Origin of the sequence: Undibacterium sp. JH2W, from assembly GCF_049340425.1 — a bacterium.
In the GTDB taxonomy this organism is placed as follows: Bacteria; Pseudomonadota; Gammaproteobacteria; order Burkholderiales; family Burkholderiaceae_D; genus Undibacterium.
The window spans coordinates 124,218-146,998 of sequence record NZ_JBMPOT010000002.1 but is presented as its reverse complement, the minus strand read 5'-3'; the positions used below and the strand labels follow the sequence as shown (position 1 = coordinate 146,998).

The following is a 22,781-nucleotide window of genomic DNA, read 5'->3' as shown; positions in this document are numbered from 1 at the left end:
GATGCTAGGCAGCCTTTTTCAGTTTATGACTACGGCCAACTGCCATCAACAAACCCTTGGTTGAGCTGTCGTAATCCTCCTTGACGGCACTAGGATCAAGACTGATCAATTGCTGGGCCAGCGACTTACCGAGCTCCACACCCCATTGATCAAAGGCGTTGATGTCCCAGATCACGGACTGCACAAACACCTTGTGTTCATACAGCGCAATCAATGCGCCCAAGGAGCGTGGCGTCAGAGAATCCAGCAAAACAGTTGAAGTCGGGCGATTACCTTCAAACACGCGCGGCGCCAATACCTTGTCAGGCAAGTCACCAAGTTCAGCCCGTACTTCTGCCATGCTCTTGCCCCAGGCCATGGCCTTGGATTGGGCAAAACAATTTGCCAGCAAAGCCTGGTTGTGCCCGGGCAAACCAGCATCATCATCAGCCACCACGATAAAGTCGGTAGGGATAATCGTCGCACCCTGATGCAATAACTGGAAGTAGGCATGCTGGCCATTGGTGCCCGCTTCACCAAACAAGATAGGCGAAGTGGTGTAATCAACCCGCTGGCCTTCACGCGTGACGGACTTGCCATTGCTTTCCATTTCCAGTTGCTGCAAGTAAGCAGGCAAGCGCGTCATACGCTGGTGGTAAGGTGCAATCGACAGCGCTTGCAAGCCAAGGAAATTGATATTCCACACACCTATCAAGGCCATCAATACTGGCAGGTTTTGTTCCAGTGGGGCCTGGGCAAAATGCAGGTCCATTTCATGCGCGCCTGCCAACATTTCTTCAAAACGGTCAGCGCCTACATACAGCGCAATCGACAAACCAATGGCACTCCACATCGAGTACCGGCCACCAGCCCAATTCCAGAATGGAAAGACATTTTCAGGGGCGATGCCAAAATCAGCAGCAGCTTTGACGTTTGTGCTCAGTGCCACGAAATGCTGGCGTATCTGGTCGACTGGGCAGCCGTGCGACAACATCCATTCACGCGCAGTGCGTGCATTGGTCAAGGTCTCCATGGTCGAGAAAGTCTTGGATGCCACCACGAACAAGGTGGTTTCAGGATCAGCATTAGCCAGCGCATCAGCCACATGACGGCCATCAACGTTGGAGACGAAATGCAGGGACAGGTTTTTTTGCGACCAAGGTGCCAAGGCAATGCAAGCCATTTGCGGGCCAAGGTCTGAGCCACCTATGCCGATATTGACAATAGTGCGTATCGCCTTGCCGGTATATCCCTGCCAGCGCCCTTCCCTGACCGCATCGCTGAATGTTCGCATTTGTGCCAGCACCTGGTGCACATCAGCAGCGATATTCTCACCATTCAGATAAAAGGATTCGCCCTTGGGCAAGCGCAATACAGTATGCAGTACTGCACGGTTTTCCGTCTGGTTGATCGCCTCACCGCGCAACATGGCGTCACGGCGTGACTCTACATCCTGCTGCCTGGCCAGCGCCAGCAAATTCAGCTTTGCTGTCGTGTCTATGCGCTGCTTGGAATAATCAAGCATGATGCCGCAGGCAGACGCTGAAAAATGTGCGAAGCGCTGTGGATCAGCACGAAACAGATCTTTCAGGTTGGGCATGTTGGTGGCACGTTGCTGCAACAAACCCCAGATAGGAGTACGCGATACGGAAGTGACCATAATCTTGCTTATAGACGAAAAGTGATTAGTGAAAGTGCTAAAAAATAGTATTACAACCTGTATTTACTTCTTGCCTGCTGCGGCCGCGGCAGCCGCCAGTGCACCAATTGCAGCCCAGTCACCCGAATTAATCAGCGCTGCAGGGCACATCCACGAACCACCCACACACAGGATATTTGATTGCTGCAATAGAGTTGGTGTCGCCTCCACTGTGACGCCACCGGTCAGACAGAACTTCACTTCAGGGAAAGGGCCACCCAGTGCCTTGGCCATCTTGGTACTGCCGACGATATCGGAAGGAAAAAGTTTGACGACATTGAAGCCATGCTCCAGTGCCAGCATCAGGTCACTGGCACCACCAACGCCAGGAAAATAAGGCAAGCCAGAATCAGCGGCGGCCTTGGCAAGTACAGGAGTGATGCCAGGGCTGATACCAAAAGCGGCACCTGCTTCTTTGACTGCATCCAACTGCGCCTGTGTCAAAATCGTGCCCGCACCCACAGTCACTGTCGGACAAGCTTTGACGACCTCGCGCAAGACTTTCATCGCATTTGGCGTACGCAAGGTGATTTCCACGGCTGGCAAGCCATTTTCTGCCAGCGTAGTCACGCAACGTATCGCCTGATCTACATCATCAGTAACGAGGATAGGCAGTACGCGGATTTGTTCCAGTTGGGCGATGATGTTTCGTTTGCTCATACTGATATTCAGGCTCATGATAGATTTCGCTTTTATAAGATTAATCGATGAAAAGAGTCGATGCGCCGTGTTCTGGTGCAGTCACGACACGACGCTGTGCGGCAAACAAGTCACGGCCATAGCCAAAAGTGACCTCCTTGCTGAGTTCACGCACGGCGCGTTGTGACCATGTATCGGCATCCACCAGGGCACGCAATTCGCCAGTATGAACATTGAGCTCAAGCACATCACCATCACGCACTTTACCGAGTGGGCCGCCCTGTGCCACTTCCGGGCTGACATGCAGGGCCGCCGGTACTTTGCCAGATGCACCCGACATACGGCCATCCGTCACCAGTGCAACCTTATACCCAGCCGACATCAGGCTACCCAGCACAGGCGTGAACTGATGCAGCTCCGGCATGCCATTCGCTTGCGGTCCCTGGAAGATGACGACAGCGACGAAATCCATATTCAATTCGCCAGCTTTATAGGCTTTGACGAGGGCATCCTGCGATTCAAATACTTTTGCAGGTGCCTTGATGACCCAGGCATCTTCAGGCACGGCAGAGGCCTTGACGATGGCACGGCCCAGGTTGCCATGCAATAAACGCAGGCCGCCAGTAGGTGCGAAAGGATCAGTCACGTTGCGAACGACTGTAGTGTCGGTCGATTCTGCTGGCAAAGCTGCCCATTTGACCTTGCCGTCTTCAGTCAATACTGGGCGGCTGGTGTGTGAGTTCAAACCATCATCACCATAGACTGTCATGACATCTGCATGCATGAGGCCCGCAGACAAGAGTTCACGTATCACAAACAATGGGCCACCGGCATCTTCAAAGGCATTCACGTCAGCGGTGCCGTTAGGATAAACACGCGTCAGCAGAGGAATGACAGATGACAGCTCATCAAAATCCTGCCAGTCGATGATGATGCCAGCCGCGCGGGCGACGGCAATCCAATGGATAGTGTGGTTGGTGGAGCCACCCGTCGCCAGCAAGGCGATGACGGCGTTGACGATGGTTTTTTCATTGACCAGTTGGCCTATGGGTTTGTAGTTGCCGCTTTGTTCGGTCAATTGCAGGACGCGCTCTACCGCAGCGTCTGTCAGCACGCTGCGCAATGGGTCGCTTGGATGGACAAAGGCAGCGCCTGGTAAATGCAGGCCCATGGCTTCCAGCAACATCTGGTTGCTGTTGGCTGTGCCATAGAAAGTACAGGTACCTGCGCTATGGTAGGCGGCACTTTCTGCAGCGAGTAATTCTTCCTTGGTGGCTTTACCCTGTGCATAGCGTTCACGCACCGCGGCTTTATCTTTATTCGACAAGCCAGAACCCATGGGGCCTGCTGGTATGAAGATAGTAGGCAGATGACCAAAGGCCAGCGCACCTATCAGCAGGCCAGGCACGATCTTGTCGCAGATGCCGAGGCAGAGGGTCGCATCAAAGGCGTCATGGCTCAGAGCCACTGCAGTCGCCTGAGCGATGACATCACGTGAGAACAGCGAAAGCTCCATACCCGGGCGGCCCTGTGTCACGCCATCACACATGGCAGGCACGGCACCAGCTACCTGGGCAGTGCCGCCATAGCGCAAGGCTGTCTGACGTATCTGCGTCGGATAGTGCTCATAAGGCTGGTGCGCCGACAACATATCGTTGTAGGCAGTGACTATGCCTATATTTGGTTTTTGCGCCTGATTGAGCCAGATCTTGGTACCGCTGTCCATGGCCGCATTGGCATGTGCCTGATTAGCGCAAGACAGGCTGGCACGGCGCGGGCCACGGCCACGCATTTGCTCCAACTGGGAAAGATAAGTACTGCGCAAGGTTTTGCTGCGCTCGATAATGCGCTGGGTAACCTTGTCGATAACAGGATGCAGCGCAATGGATGGGGATGTTGTCATATAACACCTGTGGCCCGTTCGGGCGAAAAATAAGAAAGCTGTAGCTATACTGAATCAATGCAGCAAAGATAGCATAAATCCCCACATTTCTGTAACAAACTTTCAGTATTTTAGTATTTAGCTGTTTTTTTTGGCAAAAACATCAAATTTATCGTAATGAAACTACATTTTTGAATATTTTCTGGCATAATCAAGATAAATCGCTATCATCAATGTAGTACATCTTTTGCAACGCACGAGAAAGCAGCAAAAAAAATAGCAAGCTCAGCAAGCCCAATTAGCACCCTGCAACACATAGAACATATGGGAACATGTACCTGCCGTCTGTGTTGCACTCAACATAACAACCAACACAACACGGAGTCAGCATGACCACATTTGTTTTATTTGGCGGCACCGGCGACCTTGCCAAGCGCAAGATCATCCCTGCTTTGTATAGCGCATTTGTGAATGGCAGGCTGGACCAGAACTTCAAGTTCATTGGTGCCGCCCGCGAAAAACTGACTGATGAAGAATTTCGGGTGCGTGTTGCGACTGCCATTGAATCCTATGCTGCCAACGTAGATGGTGCGACGGAAGAAAAACGAGCTGCCTTTCTGGCGACCACGCATTATTCGAAAATCGATGCGCGCATTCCTGAAGATTTTTCCGCACTTAAAGACAGCCTGCAAACCAGTGAAACCAATGCCACCCTGTTTTATCTGGCGACTGGCCCGGACATCTTTATCCCTGTGGTCGAGCAATTGTCCAAGCATGGCCTGGTTGAGGGCAATGCCCGTGTCGTGGTAGAAAAACCGCTGGGCCGTGATGCCCAGTCCGCCAAAGAAATCAATCAATCCCTGCGTTCTTACCTGAATGAAAATCAGATTTACCGTATTGATCATTACCTTGGTAAAGAGATGGTGCAAAACCTACTGGCACTGCGTTTTGCCAATTCTTTCCTGGAACCTTTGTGGAACCGCAAATGGATACAGGATGTGCAAATTTCCATTTCTGAACAAGTAGGTGTGGAATCACGTGGTGATTTCTACGACCATACCGGTGCCCTGCGTGACATGGTGCAAAACCATTTGCTACAACTGGTGTCCATCGTCGCCATGGAGCCACCGGTGAATGCCAACCCGGATGCCATCCGCGATGAAAAAGTCAAAGTCTTGCGCGCCCTGCACAAGTTCACGCCTGATGAAGTCAGCAAAAAAACCGTGCGCGGCCAATACCGTGCCGGTGCTGTCGATGGCAAACCCGTTATCGCTTACCAGAATGAGCCTGGCGTACCGCCATCTTCACGCACAGAAACCTTTGTTGCCATCCGTGCCGAGATCGATAACTGGCGCTGGGCTGGCGTACCGTTCTACCTGCGCACAGGTAAGCGCATGGCCAGCCGCAGCGCTGAAATCACGATCAATTTCAAACCTATTCCCTACTCCATTTTTGGCAAATCGCAAGGGCCTTTGCGCTCTAACCGTCTGGTGATTTCCTTGCAGCCAGAAGAAAGCGTGCAACTGTATATGAAGGCCAAGGAACCGGGCGAAGGCATACGTCTGTCTGATGTTGCCCTGAACCTGGATTTTGCTGAAGTGTCGAATTCACGCCGCGTTGAATCCTATGAGCGCCTCTTGCTTGATGCCATGCATGGCGACCTGACCTTGTTCGTGCGTGATGATGAACTGAGTGCAGCCTGGGCCTGGATAGACCCTATCATGAGCGCCTGGCAAAACGATAGCGAGGGTCTCAAGTCATACATCGCTGGCAGTTGGGGCCCGTCTGCCGCCAGTTACTTGCTGGCACAGCATGGGGCAGCCTGGGGTGAAGAGTTCGTTGAAAGCTAAGCGATAAAATGACCATGAAATATAATACCTTTGACAATTTTTCGGCACTGACCGAAGCCCTGAGCCAGCAATGGCTGGACGTCATACAGACTACACCAGATGGCAGCAGCTTTGCCCTGGCTGGTGGCTCCACCCCTGCACCTGTGTATCAACGCCTGGATCAGTTGCTGTCGAATATAGACGGGCATAATCCCATCAAACTGGTCGCAACTGATGAACGCTGGGTGCCAGACCAGGATACCCAGAGCAATGAAGGCTTGTTCCGCCGTTGCCTGTCTGGTTCTGCCGCAGACAAGCGCTGGCAACTGGTGTCTCTGAAAAATGCCTCCAGCACACCGGAAGTGGCGACTGAGGCCATCAATGTGCGCCTGAATGAGCAATTGCCGCAAGCCTTTAGCGCAGTCTTGCTGGGCATGGGTGCGGATGGCCATATCGCCTCCCTCTTCCCAGGTGCACCTACCCAGCATGATGACCTGGCCTGTCTGGCCGCCGTACATCCGCAAACCCGCCAGAGCCGCATGTCGCTGTCCTTGCCGCGCCTGCTCAATACTAAACGCATCTGGCTGGTGATAACTGGTGCAGAAAAACGTCAGGTGCTGGAACAGGCGATAGAAAATAATCTGCCGGTTGCCTCCTTGTTGCGCGAAGCAGGCTGTACCATAGATGTTTTCTGGTGTCCGTAAAATCTATGTATATGGCCAATCCGTTTTCTGACAGCAAACCCAACATTCCTCCTGAAAAGGGCTTGCTGGCACGCATACGCACTGCCAGCACAGCCTTGAGCCGTGCCGAGCGCCAGGTAGCAGAATTTTTGCTGCAAAAGCCTCATGATGCGCTGGAGATGTCGATTAGGGTTTTGGCCCAGGCTTGTGATGTCAGCGAACCTACGGTTGCCCGCTTTGCACAGAGCCTGGGCTTTGATGGTTTCAAGACCTTCAAGCTGGCATTTGCCAAGAGCCTGGCCACTGGCATCCCATTCTTGCATCTGGATGTCAACCAGGCAGACCATGTACGCGATGTCTTGCCCAAGGTCTTTGACCGCACCATCGCCGCCCTGATGGAAGCGCGCAATAATGCCAATACCGCGACTTTTGAAGCAGCAGTCAACTTGCTGGCGCGTGCCCGCCGCATAGAATGTTATGGCCTGGGTTATTCTGGCGCGCTGGCTATCGATGCGCAGTTGAAATTCTTCCGCTTTGGCATACCGACTACCGTATTTTGCGATGCCCACTTGCAGGCACAGTCTGCCACTTTATTGAATAGCGATTGTGTGGTCGTGGCATTTTCACGAACTGGCCGCACGCGTGACCTGATCGACAGCGTGCAACTGGCCAAGCAGGCTGGTGCCAAGATATTGGTGTTGTGTGCCAGTGGCGGCCCACTGGCAGAACTGGCCGATGTGCATATCGGTGTCGATGTGGAAGAAGACCCCGACATCTACACCCCGATGACTTCTCGCCTCGCCCACCTGACTTATATCGATGCTCTGGCAGTAGCAGTCACCTTGCTACGTGGCCCTGCCGCCATCGACATGCTGGAAAGAGCCAAGGCCAGTATCAGTGAAAAACGACTAGTGCCCAAGATAGGCTAAGGTCAAATAGGCCAACATCAGACAGTTTGCATAGCGGCGCTGACTACTACCCTGGCACGCCGCTTTCTCATCCAGATAATCACACCGGTGACGCTCAGCATGGCAACCACCAGACCCAGCAATGAAATCATGATACGCCCGGTCAAGCCGAGTATACGGCCTGAATGCAAGGGGAATTGCGCCTGCAGGAAAATATCGCCAGCAGAGCCTGTTCCAGGAATTTTCCCTCCCAGGGCACGGCCATCCTTGCCATCAAAATACAGCCAGGCATTACCCAGGCCGACATCGCCATGATCATTGCCAGGCTCAAAAAATCCCACGCCATACACACCAAATGCGGGTGAATAAAATATGCCGCCTGCGGGTAAAGTCCAGCCACGTTTTTGCGCTTCCTGCTTCGCCAGATCAATAACCCGCTCGCGGCTGATGATGGGCATGAGAGGTTTGTCCGGCGCTTGTGGCACACGACTGGCAAAGACGTCAGCACTCAGCGGTGAAAATAATGAAACCACAGGGCGCACCACTTGAGTATTCAGGTTCATTGATACCGAGGTAATTGCCAGCAACAGCATGAAGAGCCATAACCAGACACCACTGGAGCGGTGTAAGTCGAAATTGAGTTTATGCCCACCCTGACGCCAGCGAAAAGCAAGTGACTTGCGCCAGCTACGCCAGTTGGGAAAAGACAGCCACAGCGCGATAAAACAATCCAGTGCCCATACTATGCCTATGATGCCCATGAACAGAACACCCAACTCTATACCTGATACTTCGGGTATGTGCATGGTGTAATGCAGCTTGTATAAAAAGGGGAGCAGGTTTTCACGGCTCAGGGATATTTCGCCCCATTGCCGCTTACCCTGTACATCAGCAGTGACAGGGTCGACCGCAATCTGGTTAAAGCCCAGTGGATAAGCCTTGCCAGTTGCCGGATCGATCCTGCCCTCAACCGACATCTGGCTGGTATGCCCTGGCTCTGCCTCATTCAATACATAGGTCACCCAGATACGGGGATCACCTGCCTCTACCCTGTTGGCCAGTTCCAGTCCTGACATGGGTTTGCCCGCCTGGCCTTGCGACTGGCTGTGTGCCTCAAACAAATGCGGATTAAGCAAAGCATCCAGCTCATGATCCCAGGAGATGAAAGCCCCCGTCAGACCGGAGATGAACAGGAATACCGCTACCGCCAGCCCAAACCAGCGGTGCAGCAAGACAAAGACAGGACGCATCAACATACTTGCCTGTCAATATTTCCAGTTGACTGATATGCTGCCGTTTCTTGGTGCCGCATAATAGCCCTGGCTCCAGTACAGACTGCTCAGGTATTTTTGATCACTGACGTTGTTCAGGTTGGCTGATATGCTGAGGTTCTGATTGACGTCATAGCGCGCCATCAAATTAATCGTTGCATAACTGCCCTGTCGTATGACGTTGCCTGAGCCTTCATCACGAAAAGTATTTGATTGCCAGTTCAGACTACCACCGACTTTTGCCTGTGGCATGAAAGGCAGTTGATAAGTAGTGGACAAACGGAGTAATTTTCTCGGCACATAGGTTTTGACATCCTGGTCATTACTGCCCTTAAGGCTCAATTGTGTATAGCCTGCACTGAGGTTCCAGCCTTTGGCCAATTCACCACTGGCATCAAGCTCAAAGCCTTGCGATTGCGCATCTATGCCGCGGTAAAAACTCTTGGTACCTATATAACCTGCCTGTTCCGCAGCGTTGTTTTGCTGTATCTTGAAAACAGCAGCAGACAAATTAAGCTTGCGGTCAAACAGTTCAAGCTTGGTACCTAGTTCATCGCCTTTGCCTTTGACTGGGTCCAGGGTTTTACCGCTCGCATCCACTTCGCTTTGCGGATTAAAAATTTCAGTGTGGCTGACATACACAGAAGCATAAGCTGTCAGATCATAAACCAGCCCCAGATAGGGTGAAGTATTGCTGGCATTCTTCTGGCTGCTGACTCCATAGGCATAACCAGTACTTTCAGCCTTGGTGTGATTGGCTCCAGCAATAAACTTGAATTGCTCAGCCAGGTTGAAACGGGATGCAATAAATGCTGTCTTGCGCTTATCTTCATAAGCACTCCCTTCGGTGCTGGCATTAAATGCAGGCTGCGGATAATTGCCGGTCCAGTTGCTAATATCAGGCACAGCGCTACCTATGCCGACGCCATAATGAGAAATGTCATCCATCTTTGACTTCGACCAGTTGATACCAAAACTCAGGTCATGCTGACGCCCGGCCAAAGTAAATTTACCACTGGCAGATAAGTCAAACAGGGTTTGAGTATTCACACCATTATACAAAGAAGGATAGCTATACAAGCCCATGCCGGTCTCGCGCTCAGGTGTGCCGTAGACATAAAACAGTTTGGAATCAGCTGTCGATTTATTACGGCTCAATGTCGTCTTAATTTGCCAGTCGTTGTTGAGCTGATGACTCAATTCGACAAAGCTGCGGTCATCCTGGGTCAACCAGCGCGACCAGTCCGCAGCAGTACTGGTAGAAGTCCTGTAATTGGTCGGGCTACCATCTGTGTAATACAGCGGCAAGGCGCCCCACATGCCACCCTTGGCATCACTCTTTTGATGTGAATGACCCACACTCAATACGGTAGCATCACCCAGATTAACTTCAATCACACCATAAACGACAGTTTTTTCAGGCGAGTAACGGTCGAGATAAGAATCACCAGCCTGCTTTGCCACCACGACACGGCCTGCAACTGTGCCAGCTGCATTCAGGGCCGCAGTTACATCCGCATCGAGCCGGCGGGTACTCCATGAGCCCAGCGTCAGGCCGGCAGAAGCCCGGAATTGGTAAGCCGGGCGCTTGCGGATAAAGTTAACCGTCGCAGATGGATTGCCAGTTGCCGACATAAGACCATTCGCGCCACGCACGATATCCACCCTGTCGTAGATCGCAGTATCGACATCCCCAATCAGGATGCCCGAGGTGAATGGCAAGCCCATGCCATCGTACTGGAAATTGGTAATATCAAAACCACGTGCCATGTAATAAGTGCGGTCGGTCTCTACTTTTTCTACCGTCACACCAGTGGTATTGGCCAGTACATCGTTCGCATTTAGCTGTTTGAAATCATCCATCCTGGCGCGGGTTACTACCGAGATCGATTGTGGCGTTTCTCGCAAGGATAAGTCGAGTTTGCTTGCTGAATTGCTTTTTCTCTTTGTATATGCGCCGGTCTTTTCTGTACTTGGCTCATTACCTGAAACGCCAGTAACCAGAACCTCTGGCAATTCAGTCTGGCTTGCCGTGGCTGCTACTGGCTCATCGGCAAAAGCTGGTGCTGCCAGCAGCATGGAAAGCGCCAATGCAATTGGGCTTAAGGGGTGCGGCAAGCTTGCAGGAGGTACTTTTTTTTGAAGCGGTGCTGGAATCTTGCAAGACAAAACAAAGGAAGTGGACGAACGAGACGAACGCGAAATCATAAATAAGCCTGGAAATTAACTGCCTATGCAGAGAAAGTACCCCTGATAGCATTAGAAGTAAAAATTTAGGCTTATTCTACTTATTCATGAATATAAATGCAAATCATTCTCATTTATATTTAAATAAATTTCAAGCGCATATTACTCATCCAAGAACGCGCTTAGTATCTGCGGCGAGCGAGCTCCAGCGGGGTTAGCGTAATATAAAACGCCATGCAAAAAGCGGAATGCACTCTAGGGCGTGAGCATTTTGAGCAGCGCATGAGCCGCGATCACGCACGCGCTTAAGATCATAATCAGGTTCTAAGGGCAAATGCGTGTCTCGTACTGGACCTACATGTGCTTGCGCCTCAATTCTTGGACAGACACGTCAATCACAGGCCCCCACCGCACTGCAAGCGGGATAAGTCTTTTGTTTTTTCTGCGATGTGCACTTACCAAGTCTGGCATCACAGCTAATGGTGTAGGTTGTTTCCTGCACATCTACCCAGCTACCTATCTCGCATTGTTGCGCGTCTTTTTCTTTGCCTTTGAAATCAGATTCACTGCGTGTTAATAATTGTATTGTGCCTGTCTTGACAGGCTTTACCTCAAAGCTTTGCACCTGATCCTGGAATTTTTCACTGAGATAGGTTTTGCCATTTTGTTTCAGGTCAAAAATTGCATAGCCTTCACCAGCAGCGTCACCCATACAGCTTTGCTGGCTACCTATAGCAATGCGCATGCTGGTGTCAGGCAGCATCTGACTTTTTGTCGCGATATCTTTCAGTAATCTCATGTCGCGTTTATTGAAAAAGACAGAACGAAATTGATCCATACCCCCATCAACATCATCACTATGCGCAGTGAGCACTTCGCGCAATTGCAGCAAGACATGCTCACCCAGGTCTTCGAATTCAATTTGTACGACACCGGTGGGTAATGGCGGCAAATCCTCCCCGGCTTTTGCCACACCATGCGACTTCAATTGTTGTGTATTAAATTCATCTACCCATTTACGCAAAACAGACTCGTCATAAGATTTCATTGTCGCCTGCAGGTTGGTGACGAAACTGTCAGCGGTGTCTGGCTTGACCTCTTGCACTGGTGACTTGCTCGCCATTGCGCTGGCCGCAGCAGATGCGACAACACTTTCTGCTGTAGAAGATGCTTGCGCGGTTTCTACTTGCTTTTTCCCACAAGCGCATAGCGCTGCAGAAATCGCTATTAAACACAACAATCTGGTAGCGCTGCTTGCATTAAAAATGATCATGGCATTTAACCTGTTGATATACAAAGGTAGTGATTCTAAATCCAGTATGATTTTATTGCCTGAAAAATGCCTCTTTTCTCCCCCGGTCAAAGCCATGGACATGCTTGCCTCATTAGTTATGCCTCCACCATATCAATTGACAAAGGCAGGCGTGCTGATTAACTCACGCCTTATGCTTGGCGTCATTCCATGATGATAGTCACCCAAGGCTCTTTCTTGATAGTAGTTCAATATTACTTCTTCAAAATCAGTCATCAAGAATCTGGCAACGACATCTGCATACTAATTTAATCCTGTGCACACTCTATAAAGTATCGACATCTTCAGCTCAGTCGTCTGCGCAGACTGCGGTTTCAGGGAATAAGTCGTATCAAGGATATCAAAGCTATGCAGTACATCCATGCCCGACCAACTTCATCCGGCCGTATATTTTCTGCATGAAGCGCCTCAATTTTTTGTAGCAAATTGACACAGATAAGAAAAATACAAGTCCATTTCTCATATTTCTGGCAAGCTATTAGAAATATTCTTCATAGGAGCCAGATATATGAATCCCATTTCTCTTGCCCAGATTATAGACAGTGTCCAGGACTTGCCGACCCTGCCAGCCATCGTGATGGAACTGTTGAATAATATCGATAATGAAGAATTGGATATGTATGAGCTGGCGCAAAAAGTCAGCCATGATATGGCACTGACAGCCAAGACCTTGCGCTACGCAAACTCGCCCTATTACGCCACCATGATCAAGGTGACCACGGTACAGCAGGCAATTTCACTACTGGGTTTGAGTACGGTAAGGCAAATCATCATGACCGCGGCACTGACAGGCTGCTTTCCTGAAAATAATTGCCGCGGCTTTAACCACAAGGATTTTTGGCGGCATTCAAATGCGGTTGCCATCGCAGCCCGCATACTGGCGCGCCGCCTCAAATTCAATGTTGACGTCGCTTTCACTGCGGGCTTGTTACATGATATAGGCGCATTGGTATTGGCTACCTGCTATAGCGAGGCTTACGAACGAGTGCTGACACAACGCCAGGAACAACAAAGTTCGCAATACGAAACCGAAAAACAGATATTAGGAATTGATCACACCGTGGTCGGCGAGACCCTGGCAACGCAATGGAATTTCTCAGAAGTGATGATCAAGGCCATCGCTGGTCATCATCACCCAGAAAAGCCGGGGCTGGGTTTTCTGGCGACTATCATCCATGTGGCAGATGGCATAGCCCACGCACTGGGGGTAACGACCACGCCCGACCTGGCACCGCCAGAAATCACTGGGCAATCATGGGAAAGCCTGGGTCTGGACCAGGCTTTGTTTGATGAAGTTTTGGCGGAAGCTGCCATAGAATTTGAAAAACTGCAGGAAGCGGTTGAAGTATAGTTTTCTTCTGCCATCTGCCATCTGCCAGATTCTACAAATCTGGCTGTATCAAATGCCCTAGCTTGGTCGCCTTGGTACTCAGATAGCGTTCATTATAGGGATTGCGCTTAACGATCAGGGGGACGTGTTCCTCCACCCTGACGTTCATGCCTTCCATCGCAGAAATCTTGCGCGGGTTATTGGTCATCAGACGTACAGACTCTATGCCCAGATGCTTGAGCATGGGGTCACACAGGCTATAGTCGCGCAGGTCGGCAGCAAAACCTAATTTCTGATTGGCTTCTACTGTGTCCGCTCCAAGGTCTTGCAGATGATAGGCACGTACCTTGTTGAGCAAACCTATGCCGCGCCCTTCCTGACGCAGATACAGCAAAGCACCACGTCCTTCCTGGGCGATTTTTTGCAGCGCCAGTTCCAATTGCGGGCCACAGTCACAGCGTTTGCTGAACAAAGCGTCACCGGTCAGACATTCTGAATGTATGCGTGCAAGCACGGGCTGTCCATCAGCCACATCGCCGAGAGTCAGGGCGATATGCTCTTTGCCCGTTGCCGTTTCGACAAAAGCATGCATGCGAAAAGTTGCCCAGGTCGTGGGCAGATTACAGGAATCAACATATTCCAGGGCCTGTTCACTTAATTTGACAGGCTGGTCATTGCTTAACATACAATTCTCGCGGATTCTTTTTATGGATTATTGCCGGGCTTAATGCCCTGGCTGGCACGTAAAAACAGGCCAGCACAGACTAGAGTATAAACGAGACGCGCATTTCCTACTTGTTACAGTGAACGATCGTTTTATTCTTGCTCAAAGCTATATAGGGTCGCCATTCCGAAAAGCAAGTAGCTAAGGTGTTAGAGGGTTTCCCCAATAAAAAAGGGCACCTGCTTTTTACAGGACGCCCTTTTGGTTTGGCGAGCAGGCAAACTGCCTGCACCAGATTTTTATCTACGCTGCAACTGCGTAATATCCCTGACCGCGCCACGGTCAGCTGATGTGGCCAAAGCAGCATAGGCCTGCAAGGCTTGTGAGACATAACGCTCACGGTCTACTGGCTGCCAGGCTTGTGGGCCGCGTGCTTCCATGGCGGTTCTGCGTTGAGCCAGATCGTTGTCGCTGACTTTGAGGTTGATGGTACGGGCCGGAATGTCGATTTCTATAATATCGCCCTCTTCTACCAGACCAATAGTCCCGCCTTCTGCTGCTTCGGGTGAAGCATGGCCAATGACCAGGCCGGAAGAACCGCCAGAGAAGCGTCCATCAGTGAACAAGGCACAGGCTTTGCCCAGGCCCTTGGATTTGATATACGAAGTCGGGTACAGCATTTCCTGCATGCCGGGGCCACCTTTGGGGCCTTCATAACGGATGATGACGACATCGCCTTCATGTACGGTATCACCAAGGATGGCCTCAACCGCAGAGTCCTGGCTTTCAAACACGCGTGCCTTGCCGGTGAATTTCAAGATACTTTCATCGACGCCTGCGGTTTTGACGATACAGCCTTTTTCTGCCAGGTTACCGTACAAGACCGCCAGGCCACCATCTTGCGAATAGGCGTGAGCCTTGTCACGTATGCAGCCAGCTTCACGGTCAATATCGAGGCTATCAAAACGCTTGTCTTGTGAGAAGGCCGTCTGGGTAGGCACACCACCCGGTGCAGCGCTGAACAGTTTGCGTATCGCAGCATTGTCAGTCACCGCGATATCGTTTTGTGCAATCGCATCTGCCATAGTCGGGCTATGCACAGTAGGACGTGTGGTATCGAGCAAACCAGCGCGTGCCAGTTCACCCAGGATAGAGATAATGCCGCCAGCACGATGGACATCTTCGATATGATATTTATCGGTCATCGGCGCGACCTTGCACAGGCAGGGTACTTTACGCGAGATGCGGTCGATATCGGCCATCTTGAAATCCACACCCGCTTCATGCGCCGCAGCCAGCAAATGCAAAACGGTATTGGTAGAACCACCCATGGATACGTCGAGTGCCATGGCATTCTCAAAGGTTGCCTTGTTGGCGATGGAGCGCGGCAGGATGGAATAATCATCCTGCTCATAGTGGCGCTTGGCCAGCTCAACCACCAGACGGCCTGCGCGCAGGAATAATTCCTTGCGGTCTGCATGCGTCGCCAAAATCGTGCCATTGCCAGGCAAAGACAGGCCCAGCGCTTCAGTCAGGCAGTTCATGGAGTTTGCCGTGAACATACCAGAACAGGAACCACAGGTAGGACAGGCAGAACGCTCTATGCGGCCTATCTCTTCATCTGACACATTGCTGTCACCAGCCTTGATCATGGCATCGACCAGGTCTATTTTCATGATCCTTTGTTCACCAGTCTGCTTGGGATGCAAAGTCTCCAGTACCTTGCCGGCTTCCATAGGGCCGCCGGAAACAAACACGACAGGGATATTCAAACGCATGGCAGCCATCAGCATGCCGGGCGTGATCTTGTCGCAGTTGGAGATGCACACCATGGCGTCAGCACAGTGGGCATTGACCATGTATTCAACCGAGTCAGCAATCAGTTCGCGTGAAGGCAGTGAGTACAGCATGCCGCCATGGCCCATGGCGATGCCGTCATCCACGGCTATCGTATTGAATTCTTTGGCCACGCCACCCGCCGCTTCTATCTCACGTGCCACCATCTGGCCCAGGTCTTTGAGATGCACATGACCAGGTACAAACTGGGTAAAGGAATTGACAACGGCAACGATAGGCTTATCGAAATCACCATCTTTCATGCCAGTCGCGCGCCACAGGGCGCGGGCACCGGCCATATTGCGGCCATGGGTGGTGGTACGGGAACGGTAGACGGGCATGATGGAGCTCCAGAGGTTGAACAAAATTAAATCATATCCTGTTAGCTTGCCCTGCCTACAATGATATGTCAAATATCAAATTAATTGAAAATTAGGTCGAAATTCATATCAAACTAACGTAGCGCATCATTAGGGCAGATCCCCCCCTTTTCAGCCCACAAGACACTATAACGCATGAATTCTTCATGGCTAATGACGGGAGTTGATCTGGCTTCGCCTTTGGCGTTCTTACCTGGTGTCCAGGCCCATAAGACCAGTGGCTCAGTACGCAAATGCTCTATCAATGCGGGCAAATCCCGTCCGCCATTCTTTTTGGGGTCGCGTAATATCTGACATAAGTCTTTACTCTTGAATACCTTGCCAGGCTCGGACTCCCATGTCATGGATGCTGGTGCATGCTGCCAATGAGAAGCACCAGGGACACCGCTGCCGAGTTGATTTGTACTCTGGTGACATGCAATACACAAGTTGCCTGAATTTCCCTTGCCCTCATGTCCATTCAAAACACGAAATTGGTGCGTATGTCTGTCATCAGCCTGCGTTGGTGCTTCACCGGCTGCATGACAATTCAAGCAACGCGGGTGCAACAATACCTTTTCCATCTCATGCCAAGCCTGCTGCGCTACTGCAGCTTCTTTAGAAACATGCTCAGCAGCAGAGAAAGAAGATGGAATAATTATCGTTGTCAACCACAGGCAAACCAGCATTTGTCTTGATCGTCTCATGATGTCTGTCCTGTCGCTTTTTTAATTGCTATGCGTATGCGGTGATACGTACCGCAACGACAGATATTTGTGATGGCATCATTGATTTGTTTGTCATTAGGCTGCGGTATTCGTTTGATCAAGGCGGCAGCTGCCATTAACATGCCTGACTGGCAATAACCACATTGCGGCACTTGTATTTCCAGCCACGCTTTTTGCAAGGCGTGGGACCTGTCTGGTGAAAGCCCCTCTATGGTCGTAACCTCCGTCCCTTGAGCAGCCTCAACAGGGAACGAGCATGAGCGCACAGCCTCACCATTGATATGCACGGTACAAGCGCCGCAAGCAGCGATACCACATCCAAATTTAGTTCCTGTCAGGCCCAGTGTTTCACGTAATGCCCATAACAAAGGGGTTTTGCCATCTACATCCACCTGGCTTGATTGACCATTGACTTTGAGTTCCATCGGTTCCATCTCCTGATTGCTAGACATAATGCATTCAACCTGGAACAGTTGAAGCGGAAGTGAGCGACGCGCGCATGACGGGCACTCTGCTTTCTATTAGTACAGGTCACTGAGTACGTTTCATATATGCGCTTATGAATAATTGACAAACCTGGCTTTATCGTTTTTCCATCTGGATTCAAGCCAGCTTGAATCCCTGTTCAGCCAGTGGCAGGCGGCGGATACGCTTTCCGCTGGCGGCAAAGACTGCATTTGACAGCGCTGGGGGCACAGTAATGGGGCTGACTTCGCCAACACCCCCCAGTGCCGCACCACTGTCAATAAATTCCACGGCAATATGCGGTGTCTGCGCGAGATAGGGCAATTCATAATCATTAAAATTGCGTTGCTCGCAACGCCCCTGATTGAAGTGAATGGCGGTATTTGCATATGCCAGACCAAACACCACACCTCCTTCAATTCCTGCGGCAGCAATGCCTGGGTCCAATACTGTTCCACAGTCCACCGCAAGCCAGGTATTCAAGACTTTGATGACATTCGATTTCACCTCAACTTCCAGGACTTGTGCAATATAAGTGCCAAAGGCAAAGGCAAAGGCCAGACCTTTTGCACGTCCCGATTTACTGGATGGTTTGCTCCATTTACTCATGCTGGCGACTTTAGCGAGGACTGCCAGAGCGCGTGGGTTATTACGCAAACAATGCTGGCGATAAGACAAGGGGTCATGTTTGCCCAAGTACGCCAGTTCATCAATAAAGCATTCAATGGCAAATAGATTTGGACCGAATCCTGTGGTCCGCATCACCGATGTCGGAATTGCTGTTTCAAACAAATGAAAATCCATTTGTTTTGCGCCTAGTTCATAAGGCAACTCAGCCAAGCCTTCGATTGCACTGGGATCTATATGCTTTTCTTTAAGCATGCCAGCAATTGGCGGGAACACCGGCAGCAGTATCGTTGGCGATACCAGTTTTGCCTGTATAGCCGTGGGCCATCCTTGCACATCCAAGGCGGCGTCCAAGGCAAGCATACTGGCCGGTCGATAGTAGTCGTGGGAAAAATCCTCTTCCCTATCCCATAACAGCTTGACTGGTTTTGCAATCGCTTTTGCAATCAGCGCAGCCTGAATTACAAAGTCTGGCAGTAGCCGCCGCCCAAAGCCACCACCGATCGCGTCAGTGCGATGGATGATGACTTGCTCATCCTTGAGTTGAAAAATACTCTTCAAAGCAACATGGGCAAACTCCTGACCTTGGGTAGGAGCCCAGATTTCGCACTTGTCTGCACTGACAACGGCAGTGCAGTTCATGGGTTCCATCGTTGCATGAGCAGCGAAAGGGTTTTCATACTCAGCATGTAATTGCTTTTTGTTTTGACTCAGTATGCTGGCTGCATCACCTTCCTTTGCGAATGTTGCAAAGGGCCCGGCACGCAATGCATGAGCATAGTCTTTTCGCAATTGTGATGAATTCAGATTCTGGCCTGCCGCCGCAGCAAACTCAGGCGGACATGCCTGCAATGCCGATTTAGCCTGCCAATAACTATGTGCCACAACCGCCACACCATTGGGAAACGGCACCACCTCAATGACACCGGGCAGCGCTTTCAAAGCAGGTGCATCATAGGATTTCATGCTGCCGCCGATGTAGGGACAAATACGGATTGCGGCATGCAACATACCTGGCAATTGCAGGTCGATGCCAAATATCGCACTGCCATCAATTTTGGCTGGCACATCGACCCGGGGCAGTGAACGTCCCATTAACTTCAATTGTTGCCGTGTCTTCAGTTGGGGTGATATCGGCAATGGCAAACGAGCCGCATCTCTAGCCAACTCACCAAAACTACATTTTCTTCCACTACCAGCATGTGTAACCTGACTTTGCTCTGCTGTACACTCAGCAACCGGCACTTGCCAGCGCTGCGCAGCCGCGCTCAGCAACATTTCCCTTGCACAGGCACCGGTCTTGCGCATCAGTTCATAAAAGGATTGCGTACTTTCACTGTTGCCAGTGAACATCCAGTTCAATTTGGGATTGCGAAACGCTGGTGCAAATGGAGCGGTCTCGATACTGAGCGTTTGCCAGTCTGCACCCAGCTCATCGACCAGGATGGCAGGCAAAGTGGTACTGATACCCTGGCCAATCTCAGCCTGGGACAGCATGACGGTTACCTTGTTGTCGGGACTGATTTTTATCCAGCTCCCCAAGGCGATATCTTCGGCAATAATCCCAGACTTGTCTGGATTAGCCAATACAGGTTTCATGGTGGCTGCCATTGCTGGCAATTCGAATCCGAGTACGAGTGCACCTGAGCTTGCAAGCAGCATTTTGATCAAGCTACGCCTACCCTGATTGGGCAATGGATATTGGAGGTATTCAATAGTCATCTCTAGCCTTTGTGAAAGTGGATCAAGGTGATGAATTTGGTGCGGAGGGAAGCGAAATAGCCAGACTCATGATCATGGTCCAGCAATGCGATTTGAGCGAACGGTGCAAGCCTAGCAGGCGTTTATCCCAGACTGGCAACAGTTGCGCATAACAAGCCGCGACCCGGTCATTTTCATAGTCGTCGTGAGCGAACCATGTAGATTTCGTATCTGTTTCACTCCTGCTCTTCAGATAGTGAGTGAAGGTTTTTTCAGATAAAACCTGTCTTGCCGTTTTTTCCAGATCCTCCAAAAAAATCAATGATGTCTCTACGTCTTTCCTGCTTCCCGGCTGACCGACATGACCGCCGACAAACTCTTTGAAATCATAGTCGAGCGCTTTCTTATTGACGACAATCAATCCACCTATGTTGGTCGCTACGCCCAGATTGGGATAAGGCGCATATGCCGGGTAAATTACATCCACGAGCATGAGTATTTTTTGTCTCGGTAAGTAGATGAAGATATTTCCAGCTGTGTGGTTTTCACTGGAAAACTGCAATTCGAGGCTTTGATTGCCTACATGCAGGTGATATGTTTTTCGAAAAGAAATGTCTGGCACGGGACGCCGGGGATCATGTGCCTCGTCTAACAGTATTCTCGTGTTTTCATGTGCAATTATTTTTGCATCCGCAGGAAACAGGTAAGCTGCACCGATATGATCAAGGTGTTCATGGCTGTAGATAATATGGGTAACAGTCTGGCTTGTTACCTCGGCAATGGCCTCCTGGTATTTATGTCCCAAGCTCGGAAGCGGATCAACAACTATCACACCTTGATCGCTGACAACAAACATCGTGTTGTAGGAACCATCGGATAAAAAATACACGCCGCTGCCCAAGTCTTTGAGCTCATAGCCCTTCCCTGTTTGCGGACTGGCAAAGACAGAACTGCACATCAAGCAAGACAGCAATGCCAGTGACAAGAGTCTCGAAAAATAAAAGAAACATGAAAATATCTTGCTGAACATGATCGCCTTTAAGAATGAATATTTCCATTTTACGAGCCTCGTATAATTTTCACCATTAGGCACAATTTTGTAACCAGACTTCAAACAACATCTCGCATTTCATCGTGCAAAAACAGCTTGCAATGGCATACAATCTTCAAAGCTTTTTTAAACCTGCCAGAAGAATATTCATGCAAAAAAACATACTGGAAGACATATTAGATGCGCAAATCAATCAGTCACTGAAAATCATGTTTGCGTTTTTGGGGGGAGTGTTTTTCGCAGCTGCAGGCCTGGCATTTCTGATGTCACTTCATATCATGCAGAAGTCAATTGGCGTGTGCATTATTGCCTTACTGGTATTCTCGCTAGCGATGTTCTCTCAAGCCAAAATCCTGATGCAATTGCGTAGTTTGAGAAAAATGGTCGGACCGGGCAAGTCCGACGATATCAAGTCAGCGCTGTTTTATTATCGCGACAAAGAGCAGCGTCTTATTTTGAAAACTGATGCGGCACTTCCTGTAAGTATTACAAAAGTAAGCCTGCGCCTGCACACACGCCATGGAAAGGAACTGGAATTCATCCTGCCTTCCAAATTCGCTGATAAATTGCATTTGGCGATAAAAGAAGTTTTTCCATCTTTGCCCTGAATACAGCCACGCTGTAGACAGTCAGCGTGCTTGCACCAAAGCTCGCTTGTAATTGTCTGTATTTAACTCTCGTGGTTTGCCATCCAGCTCAACGTCTATGCGTCCATTACCTGGATATTTTTTGACATTCAGGTTTTGATAAAAGACTTTTTTCACCGTCGAAAACAAGGCCGTTGCGGTCGTTATGTGGTATTCAATCTGACCTATCCTGTTAGTATGGGCTGCCCAGCCATCATCAGTAAAATACGTAGCATCAGGTTTATTACCCAATAGCTGGCTCGCCTGCTTGCTGACTTCAACTGCCAGTCGCATGTCGTTACGGTGTATATTTGGTGGCGCTTCATTTGAAGCGGGATCTCCTACCACGAATCTGCTGCGGTACTCCTTGGTCATGGCTTTGTACTTATCGATGCCATCATTTACTTCCGCTGTCAGTGGAGCGACGGCCAGCAACTTATTATTGCGCCCCAACAGGCGAATTTCGTTATCCCAAATACCGTGGCTACCACCACCTACCGTTTCCATCCATACGTGCATGGACGATTTCCTGATTTCTCCCGGTGCCAGGTTCAGGTGCAATTCGCTTCCATTCATCTCTGTTTCGCGCAAGAACAAGGCGATTGAATTATGTTGTTGCCCAGGTATGCCACGTGGACCTACTGTCAGTATCAGGCCAGGCCTGTCGTTGACAAAAGTCGGGAAAACATAGTCTTTCAACGGTCTCGGCAAACGTACATGAAAAAATACTGGATCTCCATCATGTATTGAAATAATGCGTCTTTCCTGTGCTTCTGCAAAACCCGAGACTGGTGCCCCTGTTACAACTGCCTCACCTTCCAGACCAGAGTAGCTTGCAGCAGTAGCGTCCCTATTCTCTGTAGCAGGTGTCCGGCCTGCACCCGTAGTCGCAGGATTTTTACTTGCGGCTTTCAGCAGTTCTGCTGCCTTGCCAAGGTCATCCAGACCGCCAGCACATGCATGCGTAGCGAGTACAAAAACCAAGCCAAATGCAGAGCATGACGC

General features: G+C 50.4%; 19 protein-coding genes. 6 read left to right on the top strand and 13 right to left on the bottom strand.

Translation table 11 applies throughout. The features are described from left to right. Window positions 1-4 precede the first annotated feature (4 nt). The 3 genes from pgi to edd all read right to left on the bottom strand — a co-directional run bounded on the left by pgi (window position 5) and on the right by edd (window position 4,220). On the bottom strand, window positions 5-1,639 hold the full coding sequence (pgi, locus tag ACO0LC_RS02955; protein ID WP_423000472.1) for a glucose-6-phosphate isomerase: 1,635 nt from the start codon (window positions 1,637-1,639) through the stop codon (window positions 5-7). Window positions 1,640-1,702: 63 nt separating this feature from the next. After that, window positions 1,703-2,338: a bifunctional 4-hydroxy-2-oxoglutarate aldolase/2-dehydro-3-deoxy-phosphogluconate aldolase gene (eda, locus tag ACO0LC_RS02950; RefSeq protein WP_423000470.1), complete on the bottom strand. Its 636-nt coding sequence runs from the start codon at window positions 2,336-2,338 to the stop codon at window positions 1,703-1,705. Between the two features lie 40 nt (window positions 2,339-2,378). Next, window positions 2,379-4,220 carry a phosphogluconate dehydratase gene (gene edd / locus ACO0LC_RS02945; protein ID WP_423000468.1) on the bottom strand — a complete coding sequence of 614 codons (1,842 nt, stop codon included), beginning with the start codon at window positions 4,218-4,220 and terminating at the stop codon, window positions 2,379-2,381. A gap of 368 nt (window positions 4,221-4,588) precedes the next feature. On the opposite strand from edd, the gene zwf reads away from it, so the two are divergent. The 3 genes from zwf to ACO0LC_RS02930 are packed head-to-tail and all read left to right on the top strand — an operon-like array spanning window position 4,589 to window position 7,640. Next, a complete protein-coding gene (zwf, locus tag ACO0LC_RS02940) occupies window positions 4,589-6,049 on the top strand; it encodes a glucose-6-phosphate dehydrogenase (protein ID WP_423000466.1) in 1,461 nt (486 codons plus the stop codon). Window positions 6,050-6,063: 14 nt separating this feature from the next. Beyond that, complete coding sequence (gene pgl, locus ACO0LC_RS02935) at window positions 6,064-6,732, top strand: 6-phosphogluconolactonase (protein WP_423000464.1); 669 nt, start codon at window positions 6,064-6,066, stop codon at window positions 6,730-6,732. Continuing rightward, on the top strand, window positions 6,723-7,640 hold the full coding sequence (locus ACO0LC_RS02930) for an SIS domain-containing protein (protein ID WP_423000462.1): 918 nt from the start codon (window positions 6,723-6,725) through the stop codon (window positions 7,638-7,640). The genes pgl and ACO0LC_RS02930 overlap by 10 nt, the downstream gene beginning before the upstream one ends. Before the next feature lie 17 nt (window positions 7,641-7,657). On the opposite strand, the gene ACO0LC_RS02925 is transcribed toward ACO0LC_RS02930, so the two are convergent. The 3 genes from ACO0LC_RS02925 to ACO0LC_RS02915 form a co-directional block, all read right to left on the bottom strand. Then, the gene (locus ACO0LC_RS02925) at window positions 7,658-8,869 is read right to left on the bottom strand and encodes a PepSY-associated TM helix domain-containing protein (protein ID WP_423001027.1); all 1,212 of its coding nucleotides are present in this window, start codon (window positions 8,867-8,869) and stop codon (window positions 7,658-7,660) included. A 15-nt stretch (window positions 8,870-8,884) separates the two neighbouring features. Further along, window positions 8,885-10,969, bottom strand: a complete 2,085-nt coding sequence (locus ACO0LC_RS02920; RefSeq protein WP_423000460.1) for a TonB-dependent siderophore receptor — start codon at window positions 10,967-10,969, stop codon at window positions 8,885-8,887. Window positions 10,970-11,468: 499 nt separating this feature from the next. After that, complete coding sequence (locus ACO0LC_RS02915) at window positions 11,469-12,200, bottom strand: hypothetical protein (RefSeq protein ID WP_423000458.1); 732 nt, start codon at window positions 12,198-12,200, stop codon at window positions 11,469-11,471. Between ACO0LC_RS02915 and ACO0LC_RS02910 the strand changes: the two genes are divergently transcribed. Together ACO0LC_RS02910 and ACO0LC_RS02905 are read left to right on the top strand one after the other, a co-directional pair. Continuing rightward, complete coding sequence (locus ACO0LC_RS02910; RefSeq protein ID WP_423000456.1) at window positions 12,190-12,543, top strand: hypothetical protein; 354 nt, start codon at window positions 12,190-12,192, stop codon at window positions 12,541-12,543. The genes ACO0LC_RS02915 and ACO0LC_RS02910 overlap by 11 nt on opposite strands. Window positions 12,544-12,897: 354 nt before the next feature. Continuing rightward, window positions 12,898-13,740, top strand: a complete 843-nt coding sequence (locus ACO0LC_RS02905) for an HDOD domain-containing protein (RefSeq protein WP_423000454.1) — start codon at window positions 12,898-12,900, stop codon at window positions 13,738-13,740. A 31-nt stretch (window positions 13,741-13,771) separates the two neighbouring features. On the opposite strand, the gene ribA is transcribed toward ACO0LC_RS02905, so the two are convergent. From ribA to ACO0LC_RS02875, 6 genes are all read right to left on the bottom strand, one after another. Next, complete coding sequence (ribA, locus tag ACO0LC_RS02900) at window positions 13,772-14,404, bottom strand: GTP cyclohydrolase II (protein WP_423000452.1); 633 nt, start codon at window positions 14,402-14,404, stop codon at window positions 13,772-13,774. A gap of 278 nt (window positions 14,405-14,682) precedes the next feature. Further along, complete coding sequence (ilvD, locus tag ACO0LC_RS02895; RefSeq protein ID WP_423000450.1) at window positions 14,683-16,560, bottom strand: dihydroxy-acid dehydratase; 1,878 nt, start codon at window positions 16,558-16,560, stop codon at window positions 14,683-14,685. A 113-nt stretch (window positions 16,561-16,673) separates the two neighbouring features. Continuing rightward, complete coding sequence (locus tag ACO0LC_RS02890) at window positions 16,674-17,285, bottom strand: hypothetical protein (protein WP_423000448.1); 612 nt, start codon at window positions 17,283-17,285, stop codon at window positions 16,674-16,676. Then, window positions 17,282-17,731 carry a (2Fe-2S)-binding protein gene (locus tag ACO0LC_RS02885; protein ID WP_423001025.1) on the bottom strand — a complete coding sequence of 150 codons (450 nt, stop codon included), beginning with the start codon at window positions 17,729-17,731 and terminating at the stop codon, window positions 17,282-17,284. The genes ACO0LC_RS02890 and ACO0LC_RS02885 overlap by 4 nt, the downstream gene beginning before the upstream one ends. 178 nt (window positions 17,732-17,909) lie before the next feature. Next, complete coding sequence (locus ACO0LC_RS02880; protein WP_423000447.1) at window positions 17,910-20,009, bottom strand: molybdopterin cofactor-binding domain-containing protein; 2,100 nt, start codon at window positions 20,007-20,009, stop codon at window positions 17,910-17,912. A 133-nt stretch (window positions 20,010-20,142) separates the two neighbouring features. Beyond that, the gene (locus tag ACO0LC_RS02875; protein WP_423000446.1) at window positions 20,143-21,129 is read right to left on the bottom strand and encodes an MBL fold metallo-hydrolase; all 987 of its coding nucleotides are present in this window, start codon (window positions 21,127-21,129) and stop codon (window positions 20,143-20,145) included. 170 nt (window positions 21,130-21,299) lie between these two features. Here ACO0LC_RS02875 and ACO0LC_RS02870 point away from each other — a divergent pair, with 170 nt between their 5' ends. Next, complete coding sequence (locus tag ACO0LC_RS02870) at window positions 21,300-21,758, top strand: hypothetical protein (RefSeq protein WP_423000445.1); 459 nt, start codon at window positions 21,300-21,302, stop codon at window positions 21,756-21,758. A gap of 21 nt (window positions 21,759-21,779) precedes the next feature. On the opposite strand, the gene ACO0LC_RS02865 is transcribed toward ACO0LC_RS02870, so the two are convergent. After that, window positions 21,780-22,760, bottom strand: coding sequence for a hypothetical protein (locus ACO0LC_RS02865; protein ID WP_423000443.1), 981 nt, complete (start codon window positions 22,758-22,760; stop codon window positions 21,780-21,782). Window positions 22,761-22,781: the final 21 nt, after the last annotated feature.